Annotated in this window: 17 protein-coding genes; 6 read left to right on the top strand and 11 right to left on the bottom strand. The window is 65.5% G+C overall.

The features are described 5' to 3' along the window. A partial coding sequence (locus ACTWPW_RS57335; RefSeq protein ID WP_443174023.1) for a tyrosine-type recombinase/integrase occupies positions 1–387 on the top strand: 387 nt, incomplete at its 5' end. A gap of 127 nt (positions 388–514) precedes the next feature. Next, positions 515–1,075, top strand: a complete 561-nt coding sequence (locus tag ACTWPW_RS57330; protein WP_443174022.1) for a group II intron maturase-specific domain-containing protein — start codon at positions 515–517, stop codon at positions 1,073–1,075. Positions 1,076–1,209: 134 nt separating this feature from the next. Here the strand turns inward: ACTWPW_RS57330 and ACTWPW_RS57325 are convergent, their stop codons facing one another. Next, positions 1,210–2,451, bottom strand: coding sequence for an ABC transporter substrate-binding protein (locus ACTWPW_RS57325; RefSeq protein WP_443174021.1), 1,242 nt, complete (start codon positions 2,449–2,451; stop codon positions 1,210–1,212). Between the two features lie 851 nt (positions 2,452–3,302). Further along, positions 3,303–3,674, bottom strand: a complete 372-nt coding sequence (locus ACTWPW_RS57320; protein WP_443174020.1) for a nuclear transport factor 2 family protein — start codon at positions 3,672–3,674, stop codon at positions 3,303–3,305. A gap of 1,048 nt (positions 3,675–4,722) precedes the next feature. Between ACTWPW_RS57320 and ACTWPW_RS57315 the strand changes: the two genes are divergently transcribed. Then, positions 4,723–5,418, top strand: coding sequence for a zinc ribbon domain-containing protein (locus tag ACTWPW_RS57315; protein ID WP_443174024.1), 696 nt, complete (start codon positions 4,723–4,725; stop codon positions 5,416–5,418). Positions 5,419–5,608: 190 nt separating this feature from the next. Here ACTWPW_RS57315 and ACTWPW_RS57310 read toward each other — a convergent pair whose 3' ends face one another. From ACTWPW_RS57310 to ACTWPW_RS57280, 7 genes are all read right to left on the bottom strand, one after another. Then, the gene (locus ACTWPW_RS57310) at positions 5,609–8,317 is read right to left on the bottom strand and encodes a hypothetical protein (RefSeq protein WP_443174019.1); all 2,709 of its coding nucleotides are present in this window, start codon (positions 8,315–8,317) and stop codon (positions 5,609–5,611) included. Beyond that, a complete protein-coding gene (locus tag ACTWPW_RS57305) occupies positions 8,314–8,625 on the bottom strand; it encodes a hypothetical protein (protein WP_443174018.1) in 312 nt (103 codons plus the stop codon). The genes ACTWPW_RS57310 and ACTWPW_RS57305 overlap by 4 nt, the downstream gene beginning before the upstream one ends. Positions 8,626–8,946: 321 nt before the next feature. Next, positions 8,947–9,723 carry a hypothetical protein gene (locus ACTWPW_RS57300; protein WP_443174017.1) on the bottom strand — a complete coding sequence of 259 codons (777 nt, stop codon included), beginning with the start codon at positions 9,721–9,723 and terminating at the stop codon, positions 8,947–8,949. Positions 9,724–10,140: 417 nt separating this feature from the next. Beyond that, entirely contained in the window at positions 10,141–12,354 is a 2,214-nt protein-coding gene (locus ACTWPW_RS57295; RefSeq protein WP_443174016.1) for a hypothetical protein, read from the bottom strand. Then, the gene (locus tag ACTWPW_RS57290) at positions 12,351–12,761 is read right to left on the bottom strand and encodes a hypothetical protein (RefSeq protein ID WP_443174015.1); all 411 of its coding nucleotides are present in this window, start codon (positions 12,759–12,761) and stop codon (positions 12,351–12,353) included. The genes ACTWPW_RS57295 and ACTWPW_RS57290 overlap by 4 nt, the downstream gene beginning before the upstream one ends. Before the next feature lie 367 nt (positions 12,762–13,128). Next, a complete protein-coding gene (locus ACTWPW_RS57285) occupies positions 13,129–14,088 on the bottom strand; it encodes a hypothetical protein (protein ID WP_443174014.1) in 960 nt (319 codons plus the stop codon). Positions 14,089–14,199: 111 nt separating this feature from the next. Continuing rightward, positions 14,200–15,117, bottom strand: coding sequence for a tyrosine-type recombinase/integrase (locus ACTWPW_RS57280; RefSeq protein ID WP_443174013.1), 918 nt, complete (start codon positions 15,115–15,117; stop codon positions 14,200–14,202). Between the two features lie 243 nt (positions 15,118–15,360). Between ACTWPW_RS57280 and ACTWPW_RS57275 the strand changes: the two genes are divergently transcribed. The 3 genes from ACTWPW_RS57275 to ACTWPW_RS57265 all read left to right on the top strand — a co-directional run bounded on the left by ACTWPW_RS57275 (position 15,361) and on the right by ACTWPW_RS57265 (position 17,893). Further along, positions 15,361–15,891 (top strand): RNA polymerase sigma factor, encoded by a 531-nt coding sequence (locus tag ACTWPW_RS57275; RefSeq protein WP_443174012.1) that lies wholly within the window; start codon positions 15,361–15,363, stop codon positions 15,889–15,891. After that, entirely contained in the window at positions 15,888–17,045 is a 1,158-nt protein-coding gene (locus ACTWPW_RS57270; RefSeq protein ID WP_443174011.1) for a CU044_5270 family protein, read from the top strand. The genes ACTWPW_RS57275 and ACTWPW_RS57270 overlap by 4 nt, the downstream gene beginning before the upstream one ends. 548 nt (positions 17,046–17,593) lie before the next feature. Further along, positions 17,594–17,893, top strand: coding sequence for a hypothetical protein (locus ACTWPW_RS57265; RefSeq protein ID WP_443174010.1), 300 nt, complete (start codon positions 17,594–17,596; stop codon positions 17,891–17,893). Between the two features lie 118 nt (positions 17,894–18,011). Here ACTWPW_RS57265 and ACTWPW_RS57260 read toward each other — a convergent pair whose 3' ends face one another. Beyond that, positions 18,012–18,362 carry a hypothetical protein gene (locus tag ACTWPW_RS57260; protein WP_443174009.1) on the bottom strand — a complete coding sequence of 117 codons (351 nt, stop codon included), beginning with the start codon at positions 18,360–18,362 and terminating at the stop codon, positions 18,012–18,014. Positions 18,363–18,439: 77 nt separating this feature from the next. After that, complete coding sequence (locus ACTWPW_RS57255) at positions 18,440–18,643, bottom strand: hypothetical protein (RefSeq protein ID WP_443174008.1); 204 nt, start codon at positions 18,641–18,643, stop codon at positions 18,440–18,442. Positions 18,644–19,771 lie beyond the last annotated feature (1,128 nt).

Raw genomic sequence — 19,771 nt, 5'->3', positions numbered from 1 at the left:
AAAACCTGGCTCGCCGAACTCGGACCCGGACCCGGCATGCCGCTCTTTCCAACCCGGGCAGGCGGACGGCTCTCCCGTGACGCCGTCGAGCGGCTCGTCACCAAGCACGCAACCGCAGCTGCGGACAGCTGCCCGTCGATCAAGGAGAAGAACGTCACCCCGCACACGCTCAGGCACACCGCCGCCATGTCACTCCTGCACGCCGGAGTCGATACCTCGGTCATCGCCCTCTGGCTCGGCCACGAGAACACCGAGACCACCCAGGTCTATCTCCACGCCGACATGAGCATCAAGGAACAGGCCCTCGCCCGCGTCCAGCAACCGGGCACCAGCCCCGGACGCTACCGACCGCCCGACACCCTGCTCGCGTTCCTCGACACCCTCTAACCACCGCCAACAACAACCGGGTTATGCCGATCCAGGAACTGCGAACTACCCGCTGACCAGGGAATCCAACAGCCGGATCGGCATAACCCGGGCCTCGGCATAAGCCGACGACGCCGTCGTGCATTGCGTGACCGAGCGGCAGGCACGTCAGGTGCTGGCCGCACTCGCCGAGAGAATGGAACAGGTCGGGCTGCGGTTGCATCCCGGCAAAACCAAGATCGTGTACTGTCGGGATTCGAGGCGGCGAGGCTCGTTCGAGCACATCTCGTTCACCTTTCTCGGCTACACCTTCCGCCCTCGCAAGGCCACCTATCCGGATGGGAAGGCGTTCACGTCCTTCCTGCCCGCGGTCAGCGCGCAGGCGCTCAAGGCGATGGGTCAACGGCTCCGCTCCTGGCGGATTCACCGGCGCGGCAGGTCCGATCTCGCTGAGCTCGCCGGATGGATCAACCCCATCGTGACGGGCTGGATCACCTACTACGGCCGGTTCTACCGGTCGCAGCTGTATCCCCTCCTCCGGCACGTCAACACCTACCTGGCGCTGGGCCCGGAAGAAATACAAGCGGCTGCGCTCCCTCAAACGGTTCAAAGCCTGGTGGACCGGGATCCTCGATCGAGACCCCGGCCTGTTCAAGCACTGGGCCTGGGAGAGCCAGTTCCTCTGGAAAGGATGAGAAGAGCCGTGTAACGGGCGACTGTTACGCACGGTTCCGTGGGAGCCCAGGGCTGCGATGCCCTGGGCCACCCGACCCTCTGATCTTCGCATTTGCCTGGTTGGCACCGATGGTGATTTATCACGCACAGCAGGCGGTGGCGGTATGGTTAGCCTGCGATGAGGGCATTGGCCTCCGTGATGAGCTTCTGTGCGGCGTCGTCAGGGGCCATCCGGCCGAACAAAACCTCATCGGTGTACCGTTTGAGGATGTCCTCCATGGCGCTGGCGCCCTTCGGCGGGGCAGCGGGTGGGTCCGTGAGTCCGCCCTTGATCTCGTCGAGGAAAGCTAGCGTCTTCTTGTCTGCGTCGGGAAGCTTGTCCCGCACGGCGGCCAGCACCTTGGAGTTGGCCGGCAGGCCGCGGTCGCTGAGGATGATCTGACCCGCCTCCGGGTCGTTGATCATGAAATCGATGAACTTGGCAGCCTCGGTCTGGCGCTCAGACTTCGCCGAGGCGGTGTAGAACATCGCGGGCTGTAGGAACATGCCGCTTGCGGCGGCACCCCGTACCCGCGGCATCCGCAGCAGGTCCATTTTTCTACCGCCGGCGGCCTTGGTGATCGCGCCGAGCTCGTTGCTCCACCACATCCCCATCGCGCCGTTGCCAGTAGCGAATAATGACCGGTCCACGCCGTGGGCGCCAAGCTCAATGCTCTTGGCGGCGTCGGGAGAGCCTTTGGTCTTGATCAGCTTCCGGTGGACGATCCACCAGGCCTTGATCGTATTGGGGGAGATACCGAGCTTGTTGCCGTCGTAGAGGGATTCGCCCCGCTGAGCGGCGAAGATCTGCAGGAAGGCCGGGTTGAAGGCTTGCTGCGTGCCGTAGACCTTGCCACCCGTTCTTGCGGTGATCCTCGCGGCGAAGTCGATGTAATCGCCCCACGTCCACGTGGTGTCGTGGGGAAGCTTCTGCCCCGCGCCCTCGATCGCCCTCGGGTCCGCGACCAGGGACCAGGTGTTGACGCCGGTGGGAATGGCGAACTGCTTGCCGTCGATGGCACCGGTGGCCAGCACCCTAGCGTCGACGTCGGCGGTGGTGACCTTGCTGGACAGGTCGGCGAGCGTGCCACGATCGGCGTATTCCCGCAGGCTGCGGATCTCGATCGTGATGACGTCAGGCGCATCGCCGCCCGCGACCTTCGTCGCCAGCATCTCGTAGTAGCTGCCGAAGTCGGAGAATTCTCCCACAACATCGATGTTCGGGTTCTTTGCCTCGAACCTCCTGATCGCCTCTTCAGTTCTCTGCTGCCGCACGTCAGTGCCCCAGTAGGAGAAATGCAACTGGATTTCGCCGCCCGTGCTTTCGCCACCGCAGGCCATAGTGATCATCACCACAGTAATGGCCAGCATCGCTGCGGTCCACCTCTTCTTGCAGGAGCGCACGCCTATACCTCCGGGAGGGTGTAGGACCTACTCGATCCTCTGGCGATAATGCCACGGGAAAGTTCAGCAACGAGCCGAAGATCAGCTCGAGCGCAGTGATTGGCATGATGAACATCGGGCCTCGCTACAGCTCTCTACTGGAGTCAAAGAATCCCGAGAGGCTACAGGGCAGTGAAGCTGGTCGGAAATCACTGAGATAGGAGAGTTCATCTCCTGGCACCCTTGGGTGCCGGGCGTTCGTTTACAACTGTCAACCGGTCCTGAGCCACTCGCAACGCCACTTCCACACATCTTAGCGTCCACAACGGCAAGCGTGGCGGGACCAATCAATCCAGCAGCGTGGTGAACATGCACAGGCCGCATACCTGGACACCGCGAGAAGATCAATGCCAGCCAAGCCATAAAGCCAAGGCTGGTCAACGAAGCCTTGCCGGTCGAGCGTCTACCGGGCTCGCATGGGAGACCACTGCATGGATCACGGAGAGGTCGGGTACCACTTGTCATCTGACCCACGCCATCATCCAGCCTCCATCTGGTTCAGGGCCTTGTCGTCGGTCTCGCCCACCAGATGTTCGAGTATCCCGGCTCACAGACCCGCCACACAAGAAAGCTGCCATAACATCGAGTCCATCAGAGATTGAATCGGTCACGTGGCCACGCCAACCAGCGACCTAAACGGGCAAGCCTCACGACCCCATCGTGTAATCTCGCATGCAGAGCTGTACGCCTAGCTGGAGCAGCGCTGGCAGGACCCACCCACAGAACGCGTCTCCTGGTCGAGAGAGTCAAGCACGCAAGGTCTACCCTTCGCAGCTGAATCAGCTGTCCTCGATGGAGTCTGACCGCTCAGCCTCGTCCTGGTATTGATATTCGCGCCATCGGGAAATCTTCCCGTCCCGTAATTGGACGATAACGATGCCATGGTATTGCCGAAGCCCGCGGAAGGTGTACTCACCAGTCCCGATCTGGCGCTGCGTATCGAAGGCAAGATGATGCCAAATCATGGACTTGGGGACTGAATCATCACCGGATGACTCGTACAGTGCTGGCAAGCCAGCATACCGCTGCCGGTTCATCGCGTCGACGTAGACAATGTCGTCGGTGAAGCACCTTACCGCTGCAATGGGGTCTGCGGAGCTCCATGCGTCTGCGAGCGACTGCATCAGATGGTCGAAGCCGGCCTTGTCCATACCGCTCCTCTTGCTACCTGTACTCTCCGGCTCAGTGGAGGGCGTTGGGTTCCGCTACGCAGGGCATCTACGGGCGCCTCGGTACCGATCGGCGTGACATCGAGATCTCTCTACCCATCCCTTATTGTCGCCGGTCCGCCATAAGTCGCTCCCGCGCACGCCGGGAGGGGCGTTCCACGGAGATAAGCCTTGGAGCCGACGGTATGCATATGTCCAGCAAAGCGATAAGCGGCCCGGAAGTTCAGGGCGGATTACCTCCGAGCCACCTATCACCCCTCTCCCGGACTGGCACGGGAACGCGACTTAAGCCACCACAAGCTGAGCGGTCATGCGCTGATTCGCACGACCAATCTCCCGTAAATTTTCTTCAACTCCGCTGGCCTAAGGTGCTGATAATTTAAGCGAATCAGTTTCCGAAGGCAATCCTATTCCCTGCCAGTTATCGTTGCTTTCCTGCCAGACAAGACATGGGACGGTTCATGAGCGCCCCATGACGGACCTTCGTGTTGCCTCCAGGAACTCTGCTATGGCCACGCAAGGCAACCGGCAACCGGCAACCGGCAACCGCGGAGACGATATTCCGGTCCGAGCTGGATGTAGCGATCTCGGCACTGTTCACCCAGGCTGATCGCAACCCACCGGGGAGTAGCTGATCAGGGCAGGGCCACTACCGCGAAGCACGCTACGAAGATTGAGTGAGCATGCTTGACCCGCAGGTGGCGACCTCGCTGGGGTCGATACGTTCACCTGGCGCACAGATCGTGCCGACGGAACCGTGCTGGTCGACGTGGGGGATGCCGAGCGGGCGGAGCTTTCCGTTGGCCTTGCGAATGTGCAGGCGCCGAATCGACATCGGGTCCCAAGACGAGCGAGAGCGGTGCACCCGCTCCGCCACGTACGCCCTAACCTCGGAGGTCAGGGCGACCTGGCCATCGACCCCGGCCGTCCAGTGTTGCGTTGCGTGACCTGGCGGACGTGAGCAGCGTGTTCGACCAGGACCGCACCATCATTTCCTGCTGGGACCGGGCCGAGGCCTTGTCCTGCAGGTATACAAGACCTCCGACCGGGTCGGCCAGGTCGTGAAGGCCCGCGCGCGGGAACTTCGCAGACCTGTCATCAGTGCGGCCTCCGTAACTTGGCGGCCGGGGGCGAGACCAGGCACGCCTGCGTCCCCGCGTGCAGTTGGGTCGGTCACGCCGAAACCAACGCCGCGATCAATATCAACAACGCCGTCGGAATGCCGGTGTCCGGACGTGGAGACCTCGGGCTGCCCGATCCGCGACGCGTCAACCCCCGCACGCCGCTCAACCGCGACGCGACGGAAGTGGCTCCGGCCTTCAGTCCGGGGAGGTGTTCAACCGGAAGTCATCACCCTGGCCTGGCCGAGGTCGTCGCCACCTGCCGACCCACCCATGTCGTTCGGGAAGATTTCATCACCGAGTTCGATGCGATTGGCCGACGACTCGGCGAGACCTACCCGCTCAACCCGACACTCGGCCACCCAGTGCTGCGCCGGCTCGGCAAGGGGAATGACAGGCCTTCACGAGGCCCTCAACGCCCTCCTGCCAGCATCCGTTCGTGTCTGCACGGAATGCGGAATCCCGCAGTGGGGCGGGGCGTTCGTACTTCCTCATCTGCGCCAGTTCTCCGATGGCTCACCTACGACCTGAACGCCGTCACCGCCGGCCTGTCCCCAACACTGGAGCTCCGGCCAAGCAGAGGGCCGGAACACGCGCGTGATTAAACTGATCAAGCGGCTGGGGTACGGTCGGGCAAACTTCGACCTTCTCCGGAAGCGGATCCTGCTACGGAACTGACAACGTCACAAGATCAGCGACAGAGCCCGTCTACCTGTACCTGACTCTGCGCGACGGGCCCGTTACGGCCCCAGAGCCGCCATCGAGTCCACTATCTGTCAGATCGTCAATCGCCTGTCACCTCTGGTGAGGCTGGCGGGTGGGCCCGTTGTGGCGAGTCGTTGTCGATCCGGTCTCCGGGTCGGTGGTTGGCACGTGAGACGACTGTGGTGCACGACCTGTGCCGCTGCGCAGCCGGGCGGCCTCCGCGGCCCGATTCTCCGTACCCGACCGGGGGGCGGCCGCGCTGGCATGGTCGGCGGAACTCATGTTGGTCGGTGAGGTCGGAGGAGGATTGGTGGCAGGGCGTGGTATGTCGGATGTCGCTCTCTTGGCGGCTCGAGACAGGGCGAACCGGCGCAGATTTCTGCGGGTGACGGACTGCGGGGCGGTGCTGCGGTCGGCGATGCGCTCGGCCTGCTGCGCCGGGCCCTCTTGTACTCGCTCCGGCAGCCTGTCCAGGAAGGCGAGGATGCCGTCGCGGGGTGCGGCGATGCGGATCACCCGATCGGGCGAGACCTGGACGCCGAACCAGATCTTCGACAGGTCTTTGCTCGGGGCGATGTGGAGGCCTTTGATCTCAATATGCCGCGTGGTGCCGGCGACCAGGGCATCACGAGGCGCCTCGATGCGCCCGCTCCAACCGGACACCACGAGTTGGACCATGTCCGCGTCGGCGCGGCTAGTGCGCAGCCACGCCGTCTGTGTTCGGTCACGGTTGCTAAAGCGGGTGATGACCTCAAGCTTGGAAGTGATGGTCGCTGGCCGCTCTGTGGAGGGTGATCGTTCGGGCGTGACGCTCAGCCCACGGTTGCTGTTCTTCCGACTGTCGCGGATCGTTCGGGCCCGGTAGGGCAACCTGCTGGCGATCGTGGCCGCGGCATCAGGGTCGGAGCGCTTCAGGATTCCCGCGACCAGGATGGACGGCCGGTACTCCTCCTCGGCGGCTACTGCGCGCACCGTGGCGGCCGGGGTCTCAGCAGGCGTATCGGAGCTCATGTCCTGGTAGCGATCCCAGGCGAGCTGGCCACGCGTCAGGAGAGAGCCTGCTGTGTTGGCAAGCTGGCTGAGCCCGAAGCCGTACAGTGAGGCTTGCTGTGCGAGCAGAGTGTGCAAGGCCCCACGAACGATCAACTGCTGCGCTTGGGCGCGCTGTTGGGCGACGAACTCAGGCCGGAACCGCTGTCGGGTGCCCTGTTGGCCCTCATATGGCCGGTCGGGGAATTGGCGAGTACGGGCCCACCGTCCGTCGCGCCTGAGGGTCGGTGGGATGACGGCGTAGATGATCTGGTGGTCGCCGACGTAGCGGGGCCGTAGACCGCTCAAGTCGTAGTCGCGTGCTGCGGCACGACTGGCGGCGCTGGGTTCCGGTCCGCCGGATTGCCGATCGCGGGCGTCCGTGGGCTGCGGGCCGCGCTGGGCCAGGTCTTGCAACTGGTGGGCGATGGACGTTTTGACGTCGCCGAGGGGGAGTGCGGTGAATTCCCGCATGCCCGCTTCGGTGAAGCGCAACTCGTAGCCACGGTCGGCAGGCAGCTGGGTGGTCAGGCCGCGTTCGAAGGAAGCGAGGTCATACGATTCCTCCACCGCGGGCTTCGGTGTCCTGGGATGAGACACACCGTTGCCGGTGGTGTTGCGTGTTGTCCTGCCGACGACGTCAACCACCACGGCTCCGCTGGTGGTCGGGGTGCCGTCCCGGTCAGGGATGGCCCGCGAATAGCGCAGTGGCCTTTCAGCGCCGACCGCACGCTGGTAGGCCCGTGTCCGGTAGCGCAGCGCGTTGACGTGGGCGGTGATGGCGTCCTCAGACAGGGGCTCGAGCTGCACGGTGAGTACTTGTACCGCGTCACGGCCGGTGGGCGAGTGCCGGGCAGGCAGGATGCGGTACAGGATGCTTCCGCGCGGACTGAGGGAGACACGTTCGGCGATGAGAGAGCGCAACTGATCGGGGGACGGATCGGCCGGAAGCACACCGAGCACGTGCAACGTCGATCGCGGTAATGGGTCAAGGCCATGGGGGGAGCGCCGATCCTGAGAGGGCCTGACCCCGCCCGCATGCGCGTCGAGCTCAGCCGAGGGGGTGAAGAGGTATACCAGGTCGCGCCCGTCACCCAGGTGGGCGCGATACAGGTGCTGAAGGTCAGGGTTGGCCGAGGAGACGCGGTCGTGCCACCCTTGCTGCTCCCAGCTCTGCAGTTGCGTGATCTTGGCGGTGATGAGGCGATCCAGAGTGTCGATGACGCGTGCTTGTAGCGGCTGCGGCAGCGCGGCCAGTTCGGTGTCCATCTGCGGAGCCACGCTGATGAGGTTGCGGGCGTTCGGGTTGAGAACGGCGCGCAGCCGCTCCTCCAGCTGTAGTTGCCGCCGGCCGGCTGCGGTCAGGGTGCTGGTGGCGAAGAATGCCTGACGCCAGACCCCTCCCAAAGAGCCCGGGTCAGCCGCGACGGGGCCTTGGCTGCCCGCGATGTCATCGATGAGGCTGCGAAGACGGTGCAGTGCCTGCACGCGGTCGCCGACGCCCAGGTGCGTGTCGTAGGGCAAGGCGTTCAATTTCTCGAGTGCGTCGCCCTCCCAGATGAGGTCCCGCTGCGGCTGGGAGGGGCGGAGCGTGCGGGACGGTCTGCGGTAGCTGCGATCGCCCTCGACGACATCGGGCCGGAAGAAGTCGCGGGCGTCGTCATCGACGTCACGTCGGCTGGGGGCGACAGTCCGATCCGGCTGTCCGTCGGCCCAGGCTCGCTCTCCATCGTCGCGTTCCCCCCACGGTGATGCCTGGCGTTCGCTCATGGTTGTGCTCCGGGGTCACGCGTCCGCGCGTAGGGATCCGCCGTCTCCTCGAGGGAGAACGGCAGGGAGGCCATGACCGCCAGTTCTTCAGGGGAGACAGGAATGGCCGCATCGTGTGCGAGCCGAAGCCGGTATTCCGCCATGAGCTTTTCGAAGAAGTCCAGGGAGAGCAGAACCGCTTGCTCCCCGGTGGCGGTGTTGATCAGCTGAGGTTCTGCCTCGATACCTGCGGCATCAAGATCGATGACACGTTCGGCGAGAACACCTGAGACGGTCACGGGAGGCGGGGTTTCAGGAAATTCAATCACATGTACGTTTATAGCGCGCCAACACACATTCTAACAATCAGATTGACCATGCTTTGACAATCGAGTCAACCCGATCACGGATTAGCTAATAGTGTCTCCGCTTTGACGCGCCACAAGCGGGAGACGATGCACACCGCAATGCCGCTCATCGCACCAGCCCCCACGGGATACGTAGCTGCGGTGCCGGCCGAGACGACCTGATGCAGGTCTTGCGACGCGGCATGAACGCATGCCATCCCGCATGATGAGCCGGAGCGCGCCCATCGGTCCTGGGAGCCACGTCAGCGGCCGCGTGCACACGCCGGCACGGCGGAGAAGCCATCACCACCGGGACGGATGACCGTTGCCCGCGCCGTCCTCATCGCATCGCAGCTCGGCACCCAGAATGGTGTTCACCGCGAGAGTCGCGTGTGATCGGCACCCTGATTCCTGACTACCGCCCGCGAGATGGGGATCGGGAAGGTACACCATGACATCGTGCACACGCCCGGTGTCGCATGGCTGGCCGTTGTCGACGTAGGCGAGCCGCGCCAGGTTACAGGTATCGGCGAAAGCCAGCGCGGCGTCGGCTCCCTGTTTCCCCTCGCGCAGGGCCTCGATGGCTCGTCGAAGGTGCCGTACGGTTCCCGGGCTGAACGGCTGGTGCTCGGCGTCCAGGGCCGCCTGGACTTCCTCAGCGAGGGTCTCGAATTCGGCACGCAGCTCGAGCAGCCACCTGCTCATGTCGCCATCGTAGGTGTCCAGCGCATCACGGCGTCGACTTCGCGGATCGGCGGGCAGCGCCTCGGGCCCGACGACACCTGGAACCAGCAACTGACGCAGGCTCAATTGCAGGACATGCACACCCGCCAGGCGGCGACTCACACCTTCTGGTGAGAGGTAGTTGACGATAACGGCCGGATCGTCTCTGGTGGCGATCTGTCCATCAGCGGTGGCCGGCAAGACGGTGGTCTCGGCGATGATGGCCCACCCGTCGTCCCGGTTCGGGTCGGCGCCCAGCTCCACCGTTGGCTCGTTCATGACAACAGGTGTCGCCGGGTCCATTCCGTTGACGACAGGAGCCAGGTCACCTGTGGTGCCGATGATGTGTGACCCCATGGCCATGGTGTATCACACGTGGCGGACAAATGAGCCGATGGGGCTGCAGCAGTGGTACATCACCAGCGTGGTCACGGATGCGGCCCGGTGCGACACCCGCCGCGGTCCCCACAAGAGGCTGCCGGTCCGAGCGTGAAGTGCTACGACCCGCTCCATCATCGGTACGGTCGCTAGCGCGATGGACGACGATCGAGCACGCCGTTAAGTGCCAGGTACGGCGAATCGCTCCTGCGGAAGGGTAGGTGCGGACGCTGCACAATCGATCGCAGGGTCGGTTCGGGGTTTCCTCGGACAGAACAGCAACCGTCAACGCGAAAGGTTGTGGGCCACGGCACGCACGAGGACCAGTGATGAGCGGGCGGGGACGCGCGGCGTGGCTTGGGACCGGGCGATAACGACCGGATGGGCGTCCGCCCTTCACGAGCCGCGTCGTTGCCGCGGTCGTGGCGGGCGAGGCGGAGTGGCTGATCGATGTGCTGGGCGTTCGGGTTGGCCGGCCGGGCCTGTTGCGGTGGAGGAGGTAAGCCGTGCTGCCTGTGCTCGCCCGGTTGTCATGGCCTCCCTGAGTTGCGGCAGCCTCTCGCGGCTGATCTGCACGGTGTAGCGACCGTCGTGATGAGCGACGGCGCCGCTGGTGACGAGTGCCGCCAGCAGGTCTTGTGCTGCTTGGGGGTGCATCCACAGCTTGCTGGCGAGGAAGTCTGCCGAGACTTGCTGTGCTTCGATGATTTCGACGAGGGCCCGGGCGAATTGCCGTTCCGCCGCTCCCATCGACGGGCCTGTGGGCACGGTGTACCGTTTCGCCGACGTGGATCGTGGCGGCCTAGGGTGCTTGCCAGCAGTCGTCGTGGGGGTGACGTCCTGGCCGGTCGGTGCTGTCGCTGCTGGCACATCCGGCGTTGACCTCGTGGTGCTGGGGTGTTCGCCGATCCAGTTTTGGAGCCGCCAGGTCAGGACGTGGGCGGCGTTACGCGCCGGATCCGATAGGTCTTGCCGCAGCGGCCGCTGAGCGGTGACCTCGGCGAGGACGGTGCCTGCGGGGTAACCGAGTTGTTCGATCCGCAGGAGTTGGGCGGCAAGAGCCGGCCAGGCAGGGTCGGTCAGGATGTGCTCGGCGTCGACGGGATCTGGCACCGCCTGGTGCACGGCTTGACGGAGATCGGTGCGTTGCGACGGTGAGGTGTCCGCCGGCAACCCGTGGTGGTGTGCAGGGTCTGCTGGATGCGGTCTCATGCCCATGAGGGACGCGCCGAAGGATGGCTGAGGGGGCGATGGTGTGGGTGCGGCAGGTAGTCGAGCGGCCGCTCGTTGGAGGGCGTCGTGGGTCAGCCGCGCCACCCGAGCCTGTGCTGTGCGCTGGGTGGCCTGGTAATGCGCGTGCATGGCTTGGATGACGAGGGTGGCGGTCGCGATCAAGGCGAGAACGACGGCGTTCTCATCATCGTGTCCCACCATGGACGTGGTGGCCAGCATCGCGCGGAGTGCGGCGCGCGTGCGGCGCGCGGCGAGGTTCTGTTCCCGCCACGGTTCTCTGCCGAGACGCTGCAGGTGCCGGGCCGCCATATGCAGGTCGGTACGGACTGTCCCGGGTGCGCGGGCGGCGGTGACAGTCATCAGATCGGCGAAAGCGCCGGCGGTGGCGGCGGCCTCGGGGCTGCTTCCTTGCCGCATCACCGCGAGGGAGTCGCGGGCGGCCTGGCCCGCCCGCTGCCAGGCCTCAATGCGGGCCTGTCGGCGGTGGGCAGGCTGGACGGCAGCTGCGGCAGGTGTCGCCGTGACATCAGGTGGCGTGGCCGACCATCGGCGGCTCACCTGTGGGAGCGACAAGTCCGGTGCGAGCGTGGAGCCGGAGAACCAGATCGGCTCACCGGCTTTGTCGATATCTCCAGGCATGGCAACGGCGTATCCCTCGACCACGCCTGACGCGGCCTGGCGCACTTTGATCTCGACCCGGGTTCTGCGCAGGCGGTCGAAGAAGTCTGCCTCGCCGGTGGCGCCGATGGCGGCGAGGCGGACGGTGGAAGCTAACTGCTCGCGGGAGGGGATGCGCGGCGGTCGGGCCCGCTGAGCTTTGGCGTGCTCTGCTCGCTTGGGCACCGATGCCGTGGTGTGGTCGGCCTCGGAGGTGAGGCGTAAGCCAAGTTCCCGTTCGATGGCGCGCACTTCATTTCGTAACCGGTACCAGTCGCCGTGCAGGTCCGGTTGTCTGCCGTCTTGTCGCACCAAGGTGGCGACGATGTGGATGTGGTCCTCGGCGTGGCGGACCGCGATCCATCGGCATCCGGCCAGATCGTCGTCGGGCGCGATGCCGCCCGCGGCCACCAGGCGCCGGGCTACCATCGCCCATTGATGGTCGTTGAGGGGCGGATCGTCAGGAGCCAGGCGTACCGGGGTGTGCCACACGTGGCGGGCCACGGTGCCGTCGTAGGCCTCGATCGGCCGATCGAGGCGCCGGGCCAGCCGGGTCACGGCGGACTCCCGCAGGCTGGGGGGCGCGTCGGCCGGGTCCAGTTCGTGACCGTCCCATGAGGCCACGAGGTGTGGATCATGATGTTCGTTATGACGGCCTGGCCCGTACAGATACCGCAGCAAGCCGGCGGTTCGATCGCCTCTCAAGACTTTGGCGATCATTGCTGCGCATCCGCGATGGTTAACGCGTCGGCGGCCTGCTCGATGCGTTGAATGGCAGTGCTCACCTGCTGCAGGAGATGCTGCGTTCGCCGATGCCCTGTGCCGTCACGGTGCGCGGCGGCTTGTTCCAGGTAGCCGCCGATGCGGTGGAGGTCCATCCGGGCTTGAATGAACTCTGCTGTCGCTGCGGCCGGTTGCCGCTCCTGGAGCGGGGCAGGCTCCAGCTCCTGGCGAGCCGCCGCCAGGGACGCCAAGGCCACGAAGGCGCCCACATCAAGGTCCTTACGCTCGGCTACCAGCTTCAGTGCAGCTATCTCGGTGTCATCGAACAGAAGCGGTCCGACACGATGTCCGCGCGGTTCCCTGCTCTTGGACCGGCGTCGTGGCACGGCACCGATTCCTTCCATCGCATCATGACGCAGGTCAATACCATTTGTATAGCGGAAAGTCAGACGCGATCTTAGCAAACTTGAGGATGCCTGGCACGTTTACTCCGGTTAATCTACTAACTCGCTCCGCTCTCACATCCAAACAATCTTCGCAGAAATACGTGACAGGACACTCGGTGTTCAGCGACAGCGCTTCTGGAGGCGAAGCCTGGCGGTCGGACTCCGGCATGATCGACCTCCCGCTGCGAGGGTGGCGTCACGAGGTGCTCGAACCGGAACGTGAACGAGTCAGGTGCCCACCAGTCCGGCGAATAAAGGAGTAACTGAAGAGGCCGCTCTCGCGATGTCGGTCAGCGTCACGGGCGGCTGGACGCGAATCCCTTCGTTACCTGCGCCAGACGACGACCTTGCCCTTAACCACGAGCGGCTTATCCTGCGGCCCCTTCACATGTTCGGTGATCCAGGTCGCCCGATGCTGCTGCAGGCGTGGATGCCACTGATTCCTCCAGTGCCCGCGCACGACCCACCGATGTGACCAGTCCACGGTGGAGCCTTCACCTGCACCCGCGCGGGCCCCCACCTTGCGCCGCAGCGTGACGAGCGTGACCGGCGCCGGCGGGTGGTTGTCCTTCTCGAGTCTTCGACGCAGCGCTCTGTACGGGTGAGCGTCTGTGTTGGTCGCCAGCGGCTGCTGCATGAGCGTCCACATCGCGCGTGCGTACTTGCAGAGCTCGGCCGACTCGGCTGACATGGCGCCGATCTCGACGCTGTATGAGGTATTGAGCGGCCTACCAGTAGGTATGAAGGACGCGGAGTTGACCGGACTGAACGGCGTTGGCATCCACTCCCGTTCATCAGCCGATACGGGCGCCAGCCAGGTGAAGAGCAGACCGTCGTCATGCTGTTCGTCAGCGTATTGGTTGGCGGGAAGCACTCGATGGGCCGGGCGCCAGTGAAACCCGATGAATGGGTGATCTAAACCGCATTCGATGTCGCTGCAGCGCTGGGTGAACGGCTTCCCCAGGAGGAGAAAACCGTGTGGTGCCGGCGGTTCTTCCAGCAGCACCTCCTCGTCCGGCATGGTCGAAAACGCTCCATTGACGAGCGTGACCATGTCTGGCGCCACCCAGAAGTTCTGAGCGGCGCGAAGGCTGCCGATCTCCAGATCGGCGGTGTGGTCGATGCCCTGTTTCCGAAAGCCGCTCTCCGTCTCGGCCATGATCTTGCGGTTGATCGGCATGTCGAGGAAGCGCAGGTATGCCCGCTTGGCATCGAGGGTCTCAAGTGCTTCTTGGTGAACGGAACTCGATGGTGACACTGGAGCGCCATCTGGGCTGAGGGGCATGTCTCGATGATGCGACACACGCTCAGCTGGTGGAAGCATCAGCGGGAGTCTGATGCCAGGTCTGCACACCATGAACAGGCGAATCCCGTCGTATGCTCAGCCATGGGGCGATCAGCGCACCGCCGGGTCGCGGCGTCGGCGGGCGGCGCGGATCTCGGCGTCGGCGACCTTGTCGTCCAGCAGTGCGTAAAGCTGGGTGGTTTCGGTGGAGGCGTGGCCGAGGAGGCGGCGGACGGCCTCGATGGAGACGCCGGCGTTGATGAGTTCGGTGGCGTGGGTGTGGCGCAGCTGGTGGTCGACATCTACCCCGCAGCTGCAGTAGCCTGCCCACCAGTGGTGGGCGGCGTCGTAGGACAACGGGCCGCCCGAGCCGTTGATGTTGGCGCGAAACAGCGGCCCGGCGGTGTAGCCGGCGCGGGCCAGGTACGGCTTGAGCAGGGTGACGTAGCCGCGGTCGTCGAGCAGGACGGTGCGTACGCTGCCGCCCTTGCCATGAATGCGGACGTGCTCGTCATCCATCCGCAGGTCCAGATCCTCCACATACAGACCGCAGACCTCCGAGGCGCGGGCGCCGCACACGTAGGCGGTCTCGAACAGCACCCGATCCCGCAGCCGGTCCAGCGGCAGGTCCCTCCGCGAGCAGACCACTGCCAGCACCTTGGCCACGTCGGCGGCGGCCGGGCGCGGCAGGTTCTTGGGCACCTTGACCGTGTGGATCCGATCCATCGGGTTGGCGTCCGAGAAGTCGTGGCGGACTGCCCACTTGGCGAAGGAGGCGACGGCGGCGCGCTTGCGCTTTCGGCTGGCCGGCGACAGCTCGGTGAGCTCGCTCAGGTAGGCGCGGACCGGCGTGGCGGTCAGCGCGGCGGTCTCCTCGCCGTGGTGGGCGGCGAAGGGGATCAGGTCGCCGCGGTAGGGACGTCGGGTGTGCGTGGAGGCACCGGCGTTGGCCAGGTCGGTGAGGAAGTCATCAAGGTGCCGGGCGAGCGGGTGGGCGCGGCCGAGCTGGTCAGCGATGACCAGATCCACGCTGCCGTCCTCTATTGTCCGCGGAGTTGCCAGATAACCGGGAAACGAAGCCTCCGCGGTGAGCTGCTCTCGCCCAGCTCGCGCGACGTCGGCGATCGCTATCTTGCCAGATAACGAAGGTTATCCCGCCACCCTGCCATCGGGACGCCTCCGGGCTCAAACTCGGCACCAAGCTGTGGCTCGAGTAAGACTTCCCCGTCTGCGGTCATTACCTGATGAGGGAGTCGTCGAAGGAGAGCCTGTGTGCTGAATGATGAAGAGTTTGCCGCGATATTCAACGCGTACCGCCCTCGGGTGTACGCGTACGCGGTGAGCAGATGCGGCCTCCAACTCGCCGAGGAAACAGTCAGCGAGACGTTCATGGTCGCTTGGCGGCGGCGTGACGAGATGCCGGCCAAAGCCGTGCTGCCGTGGTTGCTCGGCGTCGCGCGCAACGTGACCCGTGAGCTCTATCGGGACGAGCTTCGCCGGGCCGCGTTAGACGAGTCGCTGCGGGTCTGGGCCGGGAGGACCAACCCGGACGTGGCTGACGAGGTGGCCGAGCGAGCCGCTGTACTGCGCGCGCTAGTCACGCTCAGCGACGCGGACAAGGAGGTCCTGATGCTGATCACATGGCACGGGCTGACCTCGGCACAGGCAGCCAAGGTGGTGGGGAGCACGCGGTCGGCCTTTTTTGTGCGGCTTCACCGGGCCCGGCGGCGGCTGGAGGCAGCCATGAACGATGCGATGACGACACCCCGGCAGCGTGCTCTCGTCCCTGAGGAGGAGTTGTGAAGCGGAGAAACGTACTGGATATCCTGGCAGCCGCCCGCCCCGCCGATCTGGACGGGCTAGGAAAGCCCGCGATCATCGAGCTTCCGCACCGGGACAAGCGGCGAGGCCGGTGGATCGGAGTGATAGCCACGGCGCTGGCCACGGCGATGGTCATCGGTGTGGTCGCGCTACCCCGGCTGATCGAGGGCGATGTGCTCACCGGCCACACGCTCAGCAGCCCTGCTGCACAACTGCTGGACGCGGTGGCCGAACGGGCCGCCGCACAACCAGACGCCTCCGGCCGCTACTGGCACGCGGAGGGCTACCTCCTGGGCGAGGAGATCATCGATACAGCGGCACCCCCATACCGGATCAAGACCCGAGTCCAGAGGAGCCGGTGGATCCCTCGGGACCCGGCGGCGCCTCTGATTCTGGCCCAGCGTGGCATGCCGTCCTTGCCCGCCTCAACGGCGGACAGGGATGCTTGGCGGCGGGCAGGCGCGCCCAAACTCTGCGGCAACGACACCGACTGCGACAACGACGTGTCCCCGCTCAGTCGTACCCGGTACAGCTTTCTGCCCAGCAACTGGCCGTTCAGCGCAGAAGGGCTCACGCTCCCCATCAACGAGCTGCGCGCCCTGCCCCAGGAACCAGGCGCGCTGAAGGAACGGCTACTCTCGTTCTGGCCCGCCTACAGCACGAGCATGGCGAGCTGGCCGTCACCGCCTGCGGGAACCTCGCTGCCCACGAGGGATTCCTGGCTCCTAGATCTGTCCTTGGACCTCCTGCAGCACGGGCCCATTTCGGCGCGTACCCGCGCCGCCCTGTACCGGATGGTGGCAGACCTGCCAGGCACTCGTGCCCTGGGCCAGGTTCGCGATCGGGAAGACCGCTCGGGAGTCGCCGTCGGATGGACGAACATGCTGGCGGACGGACAGACCGAGCGGCGGCTCATCGTGGACGAGACCGACGGTGACCTGCTGTCGATCCAAGACGTCATCGTCAAGTCGTGGACTTATGACCCACCGGGCATCACAGGACTCACCGGCCTCCCCGCGGGCACCGTCTATCAGGAGTTCGTCTCCCAACGGTCGGGCTGGACGAACACCCCTCCCCAACTCCCCGAGCAATGTCGCGGCCTCCCGGCCGTTGCCGGGAAGTCCTGTGTCGGGTGATTGCGTGATGCAGCCTTTACGGAGTGGTCCAGATTGTCCCTGCGCGTAGCCGCCGTCCGCCTGGCCCACATAAGCAGAAAACCCACATTCGCGCGCTGTCTCGTTTGGCCAGCAAGATGCAGGACTTCGTAGAGCATGCCGGGCTGATGTACCAGACAAAGGGGATCGCTACTCGGTACAGGGCGGACCCCTGAAGGGGTGCTGACCTGCTGCTTCGCGAGAACGGTCAGCGCGATTCGGGGCGTGTCATCCGGTAGTTCGAGGGCGAAGGTAGATTCTGGGCATATGTGGGCTGCCCCCACCTCGGCGCCCGATCAGAGCCAAGGGCGGGCCATCGTTGGCGCTGTTCACCGAGCTCTCGTCCACCTACCTGACTCCGCTACTGACATTCAGCGTCGCGGTCTACTGACACTCATTCCCCTGTCGCTCAGCATCTGAACCAAGGGGTTCCCGGCGTGCACCTCGGCCATTTACCCTGATCTGCCATGGAGGACAATGGATTGGAAGGACGGGCACGAACGCTCCTGGAGCGAAAAACGAATGAGCGCGTGGCCACGATCGTGACGATTGACCGGCTCGACCGGCAGATCCTGAACCTGATGCGTGAGCGCGCTCAGGCGTACGCCGACGCGACCGGCAGACTTGGTATGGAGACGCACGAACTCAAGCAGCTCGGCATCAGCGCCTCGCCACCGCTGCCGCGCGGCCGGCCACGAGCCGCGCGGGCCGGCCGGGCCGGCGGGCCATCGGCTGCCGGAAGAAGCGGTGGCGAGGCCGAACCCGGCGCCCCGGCGGACCAGGCGGCGGAAGCCTCCGCGATAGCAGCAGCGGACTTCATGTCAAGGTGAGGACTGTTGCCCTGGACGCCGCTTCCACCGAGTGTGTTCACCGCATCCCCGTGCTGTGTCCAGGACAGCCCCGGGCCGTCCTGGACACAAGGTGTCAGCTCGGTGCGGAGGCTCGAGGTCACGCACACATGGGGCGGCGAACTGCGGTCACTGCCTCGTGGCGGAGCTGGGCCAGCTGACGGTGCGCCTCGGAATCGGGGGCGATCGCCGAAGCAGGCCGCCGCGCCGCAGGCGTGCCTTCCGGGTGCTGCTGCGTCTGCGAAGTGTCGGCCGGGTCGGGGACGACGGACTGCATAAGAAGCTTCACCAGATCGGTGATGTGTACCAGCAGTTCCACCGCGCGGGCGTCGCTGTGCATCAGGGTGGCGGCGTGGACCGGCTGGCCTGCCGCCGCGCGGCCGGCCAGGACATCGCGCTCGGCGCGCCAGGCCGACAGGTCTTCGAGCAGGAAGCGCAGGCTTGTGGTCATGAGGTGTGCCTTTCTTCTCGATGAGGAGGAAAGAGGGTGCGGAGCCGCTGACCAGCGGAGCTGTGGAGAGCCCACCGTCAGCAGGGCAAGCGCCGACGCCGGGCAGCGGCGGCGCCTTCAGCGAGCGCGGATGCGAGATCGTCCGCGGCCAGGTCGTCGACGTCGAATGCTCCGTCGCCGAAATCCAGGGTCAGGCTGCCGGACCCATTCAGGCGGACCGTGGAACGGCCGCTGGCTGCCGTCCAGTCGGAGAAACTGCTCAGGGTCTTCTCCTCGGGCATGACCGGGCCGGTGATGCGCTCCGGTGATAGCCGTGGGCACCCCGCTGGCTGCTACGACGGAGTGGGTGCGCACCAGGCGAAGCGGGTTCTCAGCCGCGCCAAGCGGCGGCATAGCGGGCGGGTGGTGAGGAGTCAGCGTGCCGCGCACGCCGGGTACTCCGAGCGCTGTTCGGGAGGGCACAAGCGCCACGTGCGCCGGTCCACGACGCGCTCCCCCTCGTGGTCGCCGTCGCGCAGGGTTAAGTACCACTCAGGGAGACTGCGGTGGACGTTGATGTAGGTAGCGGTACAGGTGGCGATGGTCCGCTCCGCTGCCTACGGTAGTGATCTTCCACGCGGAGCAACTGGTGGTCGTCCACGTGTACGGGGGCTGGTACCGCCGGTGGACGACTCGCCCGTGCGTGGGCGGGGGCTGCGCAGCTGGGGGTCAGCTGGGCGATGAGGATGACGATGGGGCCCGTTCTGCGGTCTGCCATGGATGTTTCCTCCTGGGGGATGGTTGGCACGGCAGGCACGGCTGGCCGGTGCCGGCCGTGCGGGAGGGGATGCACAGCGAGCGGCCGTCCGGCTTTGGTGCTGGGGACGGCGGCTGGCGCTGCTGTTGCTCGCTCTGGTCCTCGTCCATCGCGATCACCATCGATTCCTGGGCGGCGTTGCTGCCGGCGGGCGAGAGCGGCGTGCAGGCGCAGCAGGTGGAGGCGGTGCGAGGATTCGACGACGTGTTGCCGCGTCGATGCCTGACCCTGTTGGGGGTTCTGGACGCAGGACGGAATCAGCGTGTCCCAAATCTTCGGGGTAGCAGTTTGCGGATGCCAGACGACCGCCCCGCCTCATGCGGACGAGGCAGCTGGTGCCAGCGGGTGCGGACACGGTGCTGTTGATGTCGCCACGGCGTACGTGTCTTCGGGCGGCGGCCCTTGCGCCGGCGGGGGTAGCGGACCCTGATCGTGCGGCGTGGCGCATTCGGGCCTGGCCGCCTCACTTTCGGCAGTTGCTGGTATCCGCAGGGGCGAGCGCCCCCGAACTGGTCGGTGAAGGCGTAGGGGACGACCTTGTTCGGCTTGTCCAGGACCCAGGCCAGGATGGGGTCGCCGCGCCGGCATTGAAAGGTCCAGATGCCGTTGTAGG

Source organism: Nonomuraea sp. KM90 (genome assembly GCF_052246675.1).
In the GTDB taxonomy this organism is placed as follows: domain Bacteria; phylum Actinomycetota; class Actinomycetes; order Streptosporangiales; family Streptosporangiaceae; genus Nonomuraea.
The sequence above is the reverse complement of the archived record's forward strand: the minus strand, read 5'-3'. Positions and strand labels throughout refer to the sequence as shown.

Excerpts from the sequence above, each read along its gene's own strand:
- ACTWPW_RS57325 (WP_443174021.1), bottom strand. The coding sequence starts at position 2,451 with ATGCTGGCCATTACTGTGGTGATGATCACTATGGCCTGCGGTGGCGAA.
- ACTWPW_RS57320 (WP_443174020.1), bottom strand. The coding sequence starts at position 3,674 with ATGGACAAGGCCGGCTTCGACCATCTGATGCAGTCGCTCGCAGACGCA.
- ACTWPW_RS57310 (WP_443174019.1), bottom strand. The coding sequence starts at position 8,317 with ATGAGCGAACGCCAGGCATCACCGTGGGGGGAACGCGACGATGGAGAG.
- ACTWPW_RS57300 (WP_443174017.1), bottom strand. The coding sequence starts at position 9,723 with ATGGGGTCACACATCATCGGCACCACAGGTGACCTGGCTCCTGTCGTC.
- ACTWPW_RS57295 (WP_443174016.1), bottom strand. The coding sequence starts at position 12,354 with ATGATCGCCAAAGTCTTGAGAGGCGATCGAACCGCCGGCTTGCTGCGG.
- ACTWPW_RS57290 (WP_443174015.1), bottom strand. The coding sequence starts at position 12,761 with ATGGAAGGAATCGGTGCCGTGCCACGACGCCGGTCCAAGAGCAGGGAA.
- ACTWPW_RS57285 (WP_443174014.1), bottom strand. The coding sequence starts at position 14,088 with ATGCCCCTCAGCCCAGATGGCGCTCCAGTGTCACCATCGAGTTCCGTT.
- ACTWPW_RS57260 (WP_443174009.1), bottom strand. The coding sequence starts at position 18,362 with ATGACCACAAGCCTGCGCTTCCTGCTCGAAGACCTGTCGGCCTGGCGC.
- ACTWPW_RS57255 (WP_443174008.1), bottom strand. The coding sequence starts at position 18,643 with ATGCCCGAGGAGAAGACCCTGAGCAGTTTCTCCGACTGGACGGCAGCC.